The sequence below is a fragment of the Flavobacterium sp. genome (assembly GCF_049590715.1).
GTDB lineage: Bacteria > Bacteroidota > Bacteroidia > Flavobacteriales > Flavobacteriaceae > Flavobacterium.
In genome coordinates this window covers 1-12,921 of sequence record NZ_JBAWDL010000164.1, presented here as the reverse complement: position 1 = coordinate 12,921, position 12,921 = coordinate 1, and the positions used below count along the sequence as shown (strand labels likewise).

Here is a 12,921-nt window from a genome sequence, read left to right as displayed (position 1 = left end):
AAAATTTTATATGTAGGCAAAGCCAAAAATCTTAAAAAACGGGTTTCATCGTATTTTAATAAAATTCACGATTCAGCAAAGACGAATGTTTTAGTCAAGAAAATTGTAACGATTAAGCACATTGTGGTTCCTACGGAAACTGATGCGCTTTTGCTAGAAAATAATTTAATTAAAACGTTACTTCCTAGATATAATGTATTGTTGCGTGATGATAAAACTTATCCGTGGATTTGCATTAAGAAAGAGCCTTTTTCAAGGATTTTTGCTACCCGAAGAATGGTCAAAGATGGGTCAGAATATTTTGGGCCTTATACCAGTTTCAAGACAGTACATACCATTTTGGAACTCATCAAAGAATTGTATCCATTGCGTACTTGTAATTTTGATTTGAGTCAATCAAACATTGATTCAGGTAAATTTAAGGTTTGTTTAGAGTATCATATAGGGAATTGCAAAGGGCCTTGTGAAGGATTGGAATCGTTAGAAGATTATCAAAAACAAGTAGAAGCCATTCGGGAGATTTTGAAAGGAAATTTCAAAAGTAGCATGAGAGATTTCAAAAAATTAATGATGCAGTTAGCGCAAGACATGCACTTTGAGGAAGCTCAAAAAATCAAGGAAAAAATTGAAATTCTCGAAAATTACCAATCTCGTTCTACGATTGTTAATCCAAAAATCACCAATATTGATGTTTTTTCAATTGTTTCAGATGAAGGTGCGGCTTATGTGAACTTTCTTCAAATTTCACATGGATCGATTATTCGTTCCCATACGATGGAAATCAAAAAAAAATTAGCCGAAACTGATGCCGAACTATTAGAGTTGGCGATTATTGAACTGCGAGAACGCTTTCAGTTACTGTCAAAAGAAATAATCGTACCGTTTGAAATAGATTTGGGCGAAAGCCTAAAAATCACAGTACCACAATTAGGAGATAAAAAACAAATTTTGGATTTATCCATACGTAATGCGAAGTTTTATAGAATAGAACAACTCAAACAATTACAAATTGTAGATCCAGATCGGCATACAAACCGGATTATGGCACAAATGCAAAAAGATCTACGTTTGCCAGTGGAGCCAAGACATATTGAATGTTTTGATAACTCCAATATTCAGGGGACGAATCCTGTGTCAGCCTGTGTAGTTTTTAAAGATGGAAAACCCAGTAAGAAAGACTACCGCCATTTTAATATTAAAACAGTAGAAGGGCCTGATGATTTTGCATCAATGGAGGAAGTGGTGTATCGTCGTTACAAAAGATTGTTAGAGGAAGGACAGTCCTTACCGCAATTAATTATTATTGATGGAGGGAAAGGACAATTATCATCGGCTTTAAAAAGTATAGATAAATTAGGGTTAAGAGGAAAAATTGCTATTATCGGAATTGCAAAACGCCTTGAAGAATTGTTTTATCCAGGAGATTCAGTGCCGTTGTATTTAGATAAAAAATCAGAAACATTAAAAGTGATTCAGCAATTACGAAATGAAGCGCACCGTTTTGGGATTACGCATCATAGAGATAGAAGGAGTAAAGAAGCATTAAATTCATCCATTGAAGCCATACCCGGAATTGGCGAAAAAACAATGCTTGCTTTGATTCAACACTTTAAAAGTGTTAAAAGATTGAAATTAGTGAGCGAAAAAGAAATTTCGGAAGTTATTGGTGTTTCTAAAGCCAAAAAAATTGTCGAATTTTACAAAACTAGAATGGATTAAGTTAATTTAAGATATACCCAAGCAACTTTAATATGAAAAAATATATACTAGTTATCCTTATATTTTTAACTGGAATTCAGTTATTTTCTCAAGAGCAAAAACGACCCAAAGTGGGTTTGGTTTTAAGTGGTGGTGGAGCCAAAGGGTTTGCTCATATTGGTGTCTTGAAGGTTTTAGAAGAAGCGGGAATCAAAGTAGATTATATTGGTGGAACGAGCATGGGAGCCATTGTAGGCGGGTTATATGCCTCAGGTTATAATGCTGCTCAGGTAGATTCTATTTTTATAGCAACAGATTTTGATGAGTTATTGAATGATTATATTCCAAGATCATCCAAAAACTTTTATGAAAAACGAAATGATGAAGTATATGCCTTAGTATTGCCTTTTAATAAATTCAGAATTGGAATTCCTCAAGCGCTTTCAAAAGGGATTTACAATTTTAATTTACTGAGTAAATTGACACGTAATGTTAGGCATATCAGGGATTTTGATAAGCTGCCAACTCCTTTTTTATGTATTGGTTCTAATATTGAAACAGGAAAACAAGTGATTTTAAATAAAGGAAATTTAGCTCAAGCAATGTTGATTAGTGCCGCTTTTCCGTCGTTGTTCTCTCCGATAGAATTAAATGGTGATTTGTTAGTTGACGGAGGAGTTACTAATAATTATCCTATTGATGAAATAAAAGCGTTGGGTGCAGATGTGATCATTGGTGTTGATGTTCAAGATGATTTATTGAAGAAAAAAGGATTAAATGATGCAACTAAAATATTAGTGCAAATAACGAACCTTCATTCAATAGAAACAATGAAGAGCAACATAATGAAAACAGATATTTATATTAAACCAGACATTAAAGATTATGGGGTGATTTCTTTTGATGATGGAGGTGAAATTATTCAAAAAGGAGAAGAAGCCGCTTTTTCAGTTTATGAAAAATTAAAAGCTTTAGTTGGTGATGATGATAAATATGTTAAGCCTCCATTAAAGATGAATAATAATATGCTTGAGATAAAGGATATTAATTGTAATGAGTTAGATACCTATACAAGAGATTATGTTATTGGTAAATTAAGATTTAAACCAGATACAAAAATCACGTATAAGCAATTAGAAAAAGGAATTACAAATATTGATGCCACACATAATTTTAAAAGTATAGATTATTCTTTAACTCCAAATGAAAAAACTGAAAGTGGTGATGATTTGAATTTGATTTTGAAAGAAGATCCTATTAAGTCATTGTTAAAGTTTGGATTACATTACGACGGATTATTTAAAAGTGCGCTCTTGATTAATTTCACTCAAAAAAAACGATTTTTCAAGAACGATATCGCTTCTTTGGATCTGGTATTAGGAGATAATTTCAGGTATAATTTTGATTATTATGTTGAAAACGGATATAATTTTAGTGTAGGGTTTAAGTCTGAATTAAATCAATTTAATCGAAATATTACTAATGATATAAGAAATTTGAATTTTGCTACCGTTGGGGTAAATACGATCAATGTAGACTTTACTGATGTTAATAATCAATTGTATTTTCAATCCTTATTCTTACAGCAGTTTTTAGTAGGTGGTGGATTAGAATGGAAGTTTTTAAAAATAAAATCAGCTACTTTAACCAGTACGAATCCTACGATTGATAATAGTAATTATTTATCTGCCTTTGGTTATTTAAAATATGATAGTTTTGATAATAAGTTTTTCCCTAAAAAAGGATGGTACTTTTCTGGTGATGCTCATTCTTATCTTCTATCATCCGATTATACAAATGATTTTAAACCCTATACAATTTTCAAAGGAGACTTTGGAATAGCGGCAACCATTTTCAATGATTTCACTTTTACAATAAAAAATGAAGCGGGATTTTCAGTAGGGGATAGTAGTGTGGCTTTTTTTAATTTTGTATTAGGTGGTTTTGGATTTAATCCAGTAAATAATTTTAGGCCTTTTTATGGATATGACTTTTTGAGTTTTGGAGCAAATAGTTATATTAAATCAACAGGGACAATAGATTATGAGTTTTATAAAAATAATCATTTAAATTTTTCGGCAAATTTTGCTAATCTAGGTGATAAGATTTTTAAATCAACGGATAATTGGGTTTCATTACCAAAATATTCTGGGTATGCGTTAGGCTATGGTTTGGAAACGATTATTGGACCAGTGGAAATAAAACACACTTGGTCACCTCAAAACTCCAAAGGATACACTTGGGTAAGCGTTGGTTTTTTATTTTAATTAAAAATAAAGGATTATAGCTGATTTTGATACTATTTTTAATCGCAATAGTTTTGATTAATAATTGTAAGGATAATATAAAAAATACGTTTTTTTTATATTATGTAAAAAAATAATCGTTTTTATGAATCAACTCCATAAATCGTATCAGAAATAAGTGTTTTAGTGTATATAATTCAATGTTCTTAGCTAACTTTGTAATCACAAAACGGAAGGGGTGGTTTCCTTCCTATTTGATATAAATTTCATAATTTATAGTTTTTTGGTTAGTTAATAGTATAAAAACTCAGTCATTAATTTGACTGAGTTTTTATGTTTTAATATATTTGGAACAAAATTTGTATTCCTTTAATCAATTAATTAATAAAGTAAATTATGAAAAAGTTAGTACTCTTCTTAATATTGATTCCGCTTTTTAGTTTTGATTCTCGAAACGATGATGCCTTTGGCTCTGGTGAGTGGTTTAAATTTAGAATTCATTATGGTATTGTTAATGCCGGCTACGCTACTCTTGAGGTGAAAGATGCTGTTGTTGATAATAAAAAGGTTTTTCACCTTATAGGTAAAGGATACACTACAGGGATGTCGCGCTTTTTTTTCAAAGTAGATGATTTGTATGAAAGCTATATTGATAAAAATTCTGGTGTTCCTTATCAATTTGTGAGAAAAATTAACGAAGGCGGATATACTAAAGATCAACAAGGTTTTTTTAACCAATCAGGAAATAAAATTGTAGTTAAAGATTATAAAAACAAAAGTGAAAAAACTTTTGTGATTCCTGATAAAACACAAGACATTTTATCTTCTTTTTATTATCTAAGAAATCATCCTAATATTGATAAATTAAAAATTGGGGAGTCAATAGCTATTGATATGTTTTTTGATGATGAAACCACAAAATTTAAGTTAAAGTATATAGGTCGTGAAGATATTACCACTAAATTTGGAGTCGTTCCTTCAATGGTTTTTAGACCATTGGTACAATCTGGTCGTGTTTTTAAAGAGGAAGAGAGTTTGACAGTTTGGATTTCAGATGACGACAATAGATTACCTGTTCGTATAAAAGCAAGTTTAGCAGTAGGATCAATAAAAGCTGATTTGGATGAGTTTAAAGGATTAAGCAATCCATTTAAAATTAAAATGTAATGAACATTAGTGAGGATACGGGCGAAATTTTAAAAAAGATTAAGCTAAAATATGATGCCATTGATCAGCAAACGGATACTCAGCTTGAGGGTTTGCTTTGGTCAAATCCTATCACGTATTGGGACTATGTTCAAACTGATACTTTGTTGAATTTGCAAATTCAACGGACTGTTTTGCCTGATGAAATGGTCTTTATTTTATATCATCAAGTAAATGAATTAACTTTTAAAATGATTCTTTGGGAGATAACCCAAATTGCTAATGTTGTATCAATTCAAGCTGATTTTTTTATGGAAAGATTAGAAAGAATAAGTCGTTATTTTGATATGTTGACCACTTCATTTAGCATTATGGAGAAGGGAATGGGTGTTGGTCAATACATGAAATTCCGTAGTACACTAGCTCCTGCAAGCGGATTTCAAAGTACTCAATACCGTTTAATTGAGTTCGCAACCACTGATTTGATTAATCTTGTAGATTATAAATATATAAAATCCAGTAACGAAACTACTTCTGTTGAAGACATTTTTGAAAAATTATATTGGCAAGCCACTGGTAAAGACAATGAAATTGAAAAAAAATCGTTTACTTTAGAGGCATTTGAAAAAAAATATAAAACTACTTTTTTGGCTTTTATGAAAGAACATGAAAGTTGTAATATTTGGCAAAAATTCAAGAAACTTACTGTGTCTGATCAAAAATCACCTAAGCTGATTGAAGCCATGAGACATTTTGATTACACGGTCAATTATTACTTGGGGGATGCCACATTCAAAAGTAGCGATCAAATATATTGATCAAAGTGGGCAGGGCAATGGAGCAACAACAGGAGGAGTGATTGGAGGAAATATATGCATCCAAAATACCAAAAAAGAATATTTTTCCCAGATTTATGGTCTGCTGAGGAATTGGGAAATTGGGGAGAAGAAAAATAATAAAACAAAATATTAAAAAGAAATTTAAGTTTGAAGCAAATTGCATTAATTATCATCGTACTAACTAGTCTGTTTTCATGTAATAAAACAGAAAAAAAGACAAAAGAAGTTAGAAAAGTTAAAATTGTTAAAGCGGACAATTCCGATTTTGGTTTTGATTATGCGGATTATAATGTGCTTCAAGATACTGTAAAAAAAGGCGATACTTTTGGAACTATTATCGAAAAACAAAATATAGGAGATAGAAAAGTATATGATATTGTACAAAGCGTAAAAGACACTTTTGATGTGCGTGTAATTCGTCCTCATAAGGTGTACACAATGTTACGTTCCAAAGATAAAACTAAGCAACTGCAGGTCTTTGTATATCAACCAAATGCACTGAATTATTATGTTTTTGATTTTAGAGATTCAACAATTGTAGCGTATAAGAAGACAAGGCCAATAACTATTAAAAGACGTGTTATAGGAGGGGTTCTAAAAGGTTCCTTATCTGAAACGCTTGATAAAGCAGGAGTAGATGCAGGATTGGCAAGTCAAATCACAAAAATATATTCTTGGACAATTGATTTTTTTAAATTAAAAAAAGGAGATCGTTTTGGGATCGTTTTCAAAGAACGCTATATAAACGATTCGATTTACAACGGCGTTGATGAATTAGAAGGTGCTTTCTTTGAATACAAAGGCAAAATAAATTATGCCTTTCCATTTGCAAAAGATGCCGCAACAGGTAAAATTGATTATTATGATGACGAAGGAAAAACCATGAAGAATTTCTTTTTGAAAACACCTATTAAGTTTAGTCGTTTGACCTCTCGTTTTACTATGAATCGTTTTCATCCTGTTCAAAAAAGATGGAAAGCTCATAAAGGTACTGATTACGCAGCACCTACAGGAACACCTATTACTACAACTGCTTCTGGAGTAGTCGAAATGACGGGTTATACAGCAGGAAACGGAAATTATGTCAAAGTAAAACACAACGGAACATATTCAACACAATATTTGCATATGTCCAAGATATTAGTGCGTCGGGGACAGCGTGTCAATCAAGGAGATGTGATTGGCAGGGTGGGAAGTACTGGTTTAGCAACCGGCCCACATGTTTGCTATCGTTTTTGGAAAAGTGGAGTTCAAGTCGATCCGTTAAGGTTGAATTTACCCACTGGAGAACCTATGATAGGGGCTACAAAAACCCGATATCTTGAGGAGATTGAGCCTTTGAAAAGAGAATTAGATAGTATAGGTAATTTGTAAAAAGAATATTTTACAGCAATATAAATTAAAAAATGAGAATCAGTATTGAAAAATAATGATTCTCATTTTTTGTTAGATTCCTAATTAAAATGTTATTTAATATAAAAGGCTTTACTTAGTTAAAAGGAATTTCAGTATTTTTACCGCCTTTAAAAATCTTGAACTAAAAATTAAATGGCTTTAAAAACAAATAACCCAACGGAAACAGCTTCTTGGAAAAAACTCCAAAAACACTTTGAAGAAATACAAAATGTATCTATGCAAGAGATGTTTAAAGTGGATACTTCAAGAACAGATAAATTCAATATCAAATGGAATGATTTCTTGATTGATTATTCAAAAAACAATATTAATGAAGAAACAATGGCTTTATTGCAAGAATTAGCAAATGAAGTTGGATTGAAAACGGCTATTGCTGATTATTTTGGTGGCGAAATCATCAATAAAACAGAGAATAGAGCTGTACTTCATACGGCTTTAAGAGCTAAAGAATCTGAAGTTGTAAACGTAAACGGTGTAAATGTTATTCCAGAAGTTTACGAGGTAAAAGCCAAAATCAAAGCTTTTACAAACGAGGTTGTTTCAGGTACTCGCAAAGGATATACTGGAAAAGCTTTTACTGATGTAGTAAACATTGGTATTGGTGGATCAGACTTAGGGCCGGCAATGGTTGTTGAAGCGTTGCAGTTTTATAAAAATGATTTGAATGTTCATTTTGTTTCCAATGTTGATGGAGATCATGTAAATGAAATCATTAAAAAATTAAATCCAGAAACCACGCTGTTTGTAATTGTTTCAAAAACATTTACTACACAGGAAACTTTAACGAATTCAGAAACGATCCGAAAATGGTTTTTAAATTCAGCTACTCAAGAAGATGTAGCAAAGCATTTCGTTGCAGTTTCAACCAATATGCAAAAAGTAACAGAATTTGGGATCAATCCTAATAATGTTTTCCCAATGTGGGACTGGGTTGGAGGTCGTTTTTCTTTATGGAGTGCAGTAGGTTTGACTATCAGTTTGGCTGTAGGATATGATAACTATGAGCAGTTATTAAACGGAGCAAATGAAATGGATATGCATTTCAAAACAACTGATTTTGATAAAAATGCACCTGTAATCTTGGCATTATTAAGTGTTTGGTATAATAATTTCTTTGGAGCTGAGAGTGAAGCTTTGATTCCATATACACAATATTTACAAAAACTAGCACCTTATTTACAGCAAGGAACGATGGAAAGTAATGGAAAAAGTATAGGTAGAGACGGGAAGCCGGTAAATTACCAAACAGGAACCATTATTTGGGGTGAACCAGGAACTAATTCGCAACACGCTTTTTTTCAATTGATTCATCAAGGAACTAAGTTGATTCCGTCTGATTTCATTGGGTTTGTGAAACCTCTTTATGGAGACGAAAATCACCATGATAAATTGATGTCTAATTTCTTTGCGCAGACAGAAGCTTTATTGCACGGTAAAACAGCTGAACAAGTACAGGGAGAATTTGACAAGCAAGGTTTAGATGTAGCTACGGCAAGTTATTTATTGCCTTTTAAAGTGTTTACTGGTAACAAGCCAACAAATACTATTTTGATCGAAAAATTGACTCCTAAAACATTAGGTTCTATGATTGCTATGTATGAGCATAAAATCTTTGTACAAGGGATTATTTGGAATATTTTTAGTTTTGATCAATGGGGAGTGGAATTAGGAAAGCAATTAGCTAATTCTATTTTGGATGAAATCAATACTAAAACGGTTAAATCGCACGATAGTTCAACTTCGTTCTTGTTGAACTATTTCTTGAAAAACAAATAAAAAGCCAATTTAGCTTCTTTTTAAGAAGTTAAAAAAGTCATAAGCCTTAACTCGAATAGGAGTTAAGGCTTTTTTTTATGACTATTTTGTTTATATTTGTTTTAAAAAAAATATTTATTTATGTACGAGTTTATACGTGAATTTCACAAAGGGTGGGCTTATATTGCTCTTTTGTTGTTGGTTGTAGCATTTGTTAATGCAGCTATTGGATTATTAGGTAAAAAAGAATTTACCCCAAAAGACAGGAAAATTTCCATCATGGGATTAATAGGAACTCATACACAATTATTGATTGGTTTGATTTTATACTTTGTGTCACCATTAGGATTTTCTTCTCTTGGGCAAATGAGTGATAAAATGTTGCGATTAACTTCAATGGAACATCCGCTAATTAATATAATTGCAATTACGTTGATTACAATAGGCTGGTCTAAGCATAAAAAACTAATTACTAGTGAGTCAAAATTTAAAACCTTCTCAATATATTACGGACTAGGTTTATTGCTTATTTTGAGTAGAATACCATGGAATCTTTGGTTTTAAGAAAGAATAAGATGTTGTTTTTTGTGAGCTTCATTTAACTGGGTATGGTTTTTGTAAAATGTTGTTTGCAATAAAAAAATCAAAATGAGAAAATCGATAACATTATTTTTTTTAGTAGCTGTCATAGGACTTGCCACCAGCCAAAGTGCTATTGTAGAGAAGTTAAAATCTTCTTTGCAAAAAACAGCAGTTATAAAAGATACTATTAAAGTTGTTAAAGATACTGTTCACTTAGAAAAGGTAAAACTTAAGTTTTATAAGAAAGATGTAAATGCTTCTTATTATGCGGATAAATTCAATGGAAGAAAAACTGCCAGCGGAAAAAAATTTAATAATAACGACTATACTGCAGCCCATCGTAAATTTCCTTTTGGAACTAAATTAAAAGTGACCAATCAAGCCAGTGGAAAATCTATCATTGTTGAGGTTACTGATAGAGGACCGTTCTCTAGAGGTCGTGAAATTGATTTAACCAAACATGGTTTCATGGAAATTGCTAAAAATAAAGGTATTGGAGTAATGGTAGTGACAATTGAAGAAGTAATTAATTAGATTTCCCATTTAGAAAAAGGATTTTTACTTAAGTATGAATTGTAATAGCGTTTATCATTCGTTACTTCTTGTCCTAACCAGTCTGGTTTTTCAAAAAATTCATTCTCAGATGTTAGTTCGATTTCAGCCATTATTAGACCTTCATTCTCTCCATAAAATTCATCCACTTCAAAAATGTGTTTGTTCCTTTTTACTTCAAACCGTGTTTTGTCAATAATTCCCTTTTCGCATAATAACAACAATTTTTCAGCTTCGTTCACAGGAATCTCCTTTTCCCATTCAAAGCGGGACATTCCAGTTTCGTTAGAGAGGCCTTTTATGGTTAAGAATGCCTTATCTTCTTTAATACGTATTCTTACCGTTCTTTCTGGAACAGCACTTAAATAACCTTGTTTAATGCGTTTTTGAGAAAAAGATTCTTTTTTGAAATCGTCTGATAGTACTAAGTATTTGCGTTCTATTTCAATCATTGGTGGGGTGTTTTATTATTTTGAAATTGTTCCAAAAGTATCAAATAATTTTGCTTTACATTCTAATTTTAAGTCAAATTCACTTTAAATTTGTGGGATGGAAGAACCTCGACTAAATCGTAAAATTATTCACATTGATATGGATGCTTTTTTTGCATCTGTAGAACAATTGGATAATCCTGATTTAATAGGGAAAGCCATTGCTGTAGGTGGTTCAGAAAACAGGGGTGTTGTAGCTGCAGCTAGTTATGAAGCACGAAAATTTGGTGTACGTTCGGCTATCAGTGGTGTTTTGGCTAAAAAATACTGTCCTGAATTGATTTTTGTAAAACCTCGTTTTGAACGGTATAAAGAAATTTCGAATAAAATTCATGCCATCTTTAAGGATTATACAGATATGATTGAACCTTTGTCTCTTGATGAAGCGTATCTCGATGTTACACAAAACAAAAAAGGAAACCCGAGTGCAAGTATGTTAGCTGAAGAAATCAGAACCCGAATATTCAATGAAGTAGGTTTGACGGCTTCAGCGGGTATTTCCGTTAATAAATTTGTTGCCAAAATAGCCAGTGATTTTAATAAGCCCAATGGACAAAAAACAGTCCATCCTGATGATGTTGAAGCTTTTTTAGAGGTATTGCCCATTCGTAAATTTTATGGAGTAGGAAAGGTTACTACGGAGAAAATGTATCAATTAGGTATTTTTACAGGAACCGACTTGAAGTTAAAATCTTTAGAATTCCTTGAAAATCATTTTGGTAAATCAGGAACCTATTACTATTATGTGGTGCGTGGTATTCATAATAGTGAAGTGAAGTCTAATCGAATTTCAAAATCTGTTGCGGCTGAACATACTTTTGAAACAAATCTTTCTTCAGAGGTTTTTATGCTGGAACAGTTAGAGACTATTGCTAGTTCTCTAGAACGTCGGTTAAAAAAGAAAAATGTTTCAGGAAAAACAGTTACTCTCAAAATTAAATACAGCGATTTCACACAACAAACCAGAAGTAAAACTTTGCCTTATTTTATTGCGGACAAAGGATTGATTCTGGAAGCGGTTAAAGAGTTATTGTATCAAGAACGAATGAAGGACTCCGTTCGTCTATTGGGAATTTCGATGAGCAATCTCAATACCGAAGTCAAAAAAGCAGTAGTGGCAGTGCAATTGAAATTCGATTTCTAGTTTTAACCGCAAAGGGCGCTAAGGTTTTCGCAAAGGACGGAAAGTTTTTTCAACGCTTAGGCACTAAGTCGCAAAGTGTGTTTTTAAAATTTCTTTAATTTCTAAAATCAGTGTTCCAAAATTTAGTTGATGTACTTAACAAAAGAACCCCTTCCGGCAAGGAAGGGGTTCTGGGTATTTTATAAATGTCTAAAATAGGTGTTCCAAAAATATTACAAAGTAATAACCGCAAACAATATCCACATAGTCTCCCTCTCCTAAGGAGAGGACCAGAGAGAGGATGTTTAGTCTTTGCTAGCTAGTTTTGAAAGCAATCTCAAAAACTCGATATACAACCATACCAGTGTAATCATTAGACCCATAGCGCCGAACCATTCCATATATTTAGGCATTTTTTCTTGAACTCCTTTTTCGATTCTATCAAAATCTAAGAAAATATTCAAAGCAGCAATGATAATTACAAATACGCTGATACCAATACTCATCATAGAGTTTCCATAATGTACAGGTTGAAAACTGGTAAACATCGAGAATAACCAAGAGATAAGATAGTATGTAGCGATAGCAAATGTTGCCGCAATGACTACTGATTTAAATTGCTCTGTCACTTTTACAATTTTGAATTTGTATAAGCCTAAACAAACTAGAAAGGTTGCAAATGTAGCGCCAACTGCCTGAATCACAATTCCAGGATATTTTGCCTCAAAAATGGCTGATATTCCACCAATAAATAAACCTTCGAATAAGGCGTATCCAGGTGCTAAATAACCAGAGTATTGAGGTTTGAATGCTGCAACAACTACTAGAACTAGTCCAACGATTGCCCCGCCAATGGCAGGTAAAATAGGATTCATTCCGTTGAAGGCCATCCACCAGATCACCATGGCTGAAGCGGTTAAAAGTAAAAATAATAGCGCCGTTTTATTAATTGTCCCTGAAAGGGTCATTTGTTGATCGTAACCAATAACGGTTGCTTGATGTACTTGTTCAGTTCTTGTAGTAGCTGAAAAAGATTTATTGTTTAAAAACGGATTTTTTGATTTAAAATTCAT

10 protein-coding genes and 1 pseudogene are annotated in these 12,921 nt (G+C 32.3%); 9 read left to right on the top strand and 2 right to left on the bottom strand.

All coding sequences use genetic code 11. The features are described from left to right. The 8 genes and pseudogenes from uvrC to WBQ70_RS07550 all read left to right on the top strand — a co-directional run. Window positions 1-1,719: excinuclease ABC subunit UvrC (uvrC, locus tag WBQ70_RS07585; protein WP_423912463.1), on the top strand; the 1,719-nt coding region annotated here is incomplete at its 5' end. Window positions 1,720-1,751: 32 nt separating this feature from the next. Further along, the gene (locus tag WBQ70_RS07580; RefSeq protein ID WP_423912460.1) at window positions 1,752-3,965 is read left to right on the top strand and encodes a patatin-like phospholipase family protein; all 2,214 of its coding nucleotides are present in this window, start codon (window positions 1,752-1,754) and stop codon (window positions 3,963-3,965) included. Between the two features lie 375 nt (window positions 3,966-4,340). Then, window positions 4,341-5,111, top strand: a complete 771-nt coding sequence (locus tag WBQ70_RS07575) for a DUF3108 domain-containing protein (RefSeq protein ID WP_423912457.1) — start codon at window positions 4,341-4,343, stop codon at window positions 5,109-5,111. After that, window positions 5,111-6,046: pseudogene (locus WBQ70_RS07570) on the top strand (tryptophan 2,3-dioxygenase family protein). The gene WBQ70_RS07575 and the pseudogene WBQ70_RS07570 overlap by 1 nt, the downstream one beginning before the upstream one ends. Window positions 6,047-6,076: 30 nt before the next feature. Beyond that, window positions 6,077-7,303 carry a peptidoglycan DD-metalloendopeptidase family protein gene (locus WBQ70_RS07565; RefSeq protein ID WP_423912455.1) on the top strand — a complete coding sequence of 409 codons (1,227 nt, stop codon included), beginning with the start codon at window positions 6,077-6,079 and terminating at the stop codon, window positions 7,301-7,303. Window positions 7,304-7,477: 174 nt separating this feature from the next. After that, window positions 7,478-9,121 carry a glucose-6-phosphate isomerase gene (gene pgi / locus WBQ70_RS07560; RefSeq protein WP_423912453.1) on the top strand — a complete coding sequence of 548 codons (1,644 nt, stop codon included), beginning with the start codon at window positions 7,478-7,480 and terminating at the stop codon, window positions 9,119-9,121. A 120-nt stretch (window positions 9,122-9,241) separates the two neighbouring features. Next, entirely contained in the window at window positions 9,242-9,664 is a 423-nt protein-coding gene (locus WBQ70_RS07555) for a hypothetical protein (RefSeq protein ID WP_423912451.1), read from the top strand. 84 nt (window positions 9,665-9,748) lie between these two features. Beyond that, the gene (locus WBQ70_RS07550; RefSeq protein ID WP_423912448.1) at window positions 9,749-10,216 is read left to right on the top strand and encodes a septal ring lytic transglycosylase RlpA family protein; all 468 of its coding nucleotides are present in this window, start codon (window positions 9,749-9,751) and stop codon (window positions 10,214-10,216) included. On the opposite strand, the gene WBQ70_RS07545 is transcribed toward WBQ70_RS07550, so the two are convergent. Continuing rightward, on the bottom strand, window positions 10,213-10,686 hold the full coding sequence (locus tag WBQ70_RS07545) for a CYTH domain-containing protein (RefSeq protein WP_423912445.1): 474 nt from the start codon (window positions 10,684-10,686) through the stop codon (window positions 10,213-10,215). The genes WBQ70_RS07550 and WBQ70_RS07545 overlap by 4 nt on opposite strands. A gap of 97 nt (window positions 10,687-10,783) precedes the next feature. Between WBQ70_RS07545 and dinB the strand changes: the two genes are divergently transcribed. After that, window positions 10,784-11,869, top strand: a complete 1,086-nt coding sequence (gene dinB / locus WBQ70_RS07540) for a DNA polymerase IV (RefSeq protein ID WP_423912442.1) — start codon at window positions 10,784-10,786, stop codon at window positions 11,867-11,869. 284 nt (window positions 11,870-12,153) lie between these two features. Here the strand turns inward: dinB and WBQ70_RS07535 are convergent, their stop codons facing one another. Next, complete coding sequence (locus WBQ70_RS07535; RefSeq protein ID WP_423912440.1) at window positions 12,154-12,921, bottom strand: Bax inhibitor-1/YccA family protein; 768 nt, start codon at window positions 12,919-12,921, stop codon at window positions 12,154-12,156.

What these genes read in the sequence shown, in the direction of transcription:
- dinB (WP_423912442.1), top strand. Translation starts at nt 10,784, where the DNA reads ATGGAAGAACCTCGACTAAATCGTAAAATTATTCACATTGATATGGAT.
- WBQ70_RS07555 (WP_423912451.1), top strand. Translation starts at nt 9,242, where the DNA reads ATGTACGAGTTTATACGTGAATTTCACAAAGGGTGGGCTTATATTGCT.
- WBQ70_RS07545 (WP_423912445.1), bottom strand. Translation starts at nt 10,686, where the DNA reads ATGATTGAAATAGAACGCAAATACTTAGTACTATCAGACGATTTCAAA.
- WBQ70_RS07535 (WP_423912440.1), bottom strand. Translation starts at nt 12,921, where the DNA reads ATGAATTTTAAATCAAAAAATCCGTTTTTAAACAATAAATCTTTTTCA.
- pgi (WP_423912453.1), top strand. Translation starts at nt 7,478, where the DNA reads ATGGCTTTAAAAACAAATAACCCAACGGAAACAGCTTCTTGGAAAAAA.
- WBQ70_RS07580 (WP_423912460.1), top strand. Translation starts at nt 1,752, where the DNA reads ATGAAAAAATATATACTAGTTATCCTTATATTTTTAACTGGAATTCAG.
- WBQ70_RS07550 (WP_423912448.1), top strand. Translation starts at nt 9,749, where the DNA reads ATGAGAAAATCGATAACATTATTTTTTTTAGTAGCTGTCATAGGACTT.
- WBQ70_RS07575 (WP_423912457.1), top strand. Translation starts at nt 4,341, where the DNA reads ATGAAAAAGTTAGTACTCTTCTTAATATTGATTCCGCTTTTTAGTTTT.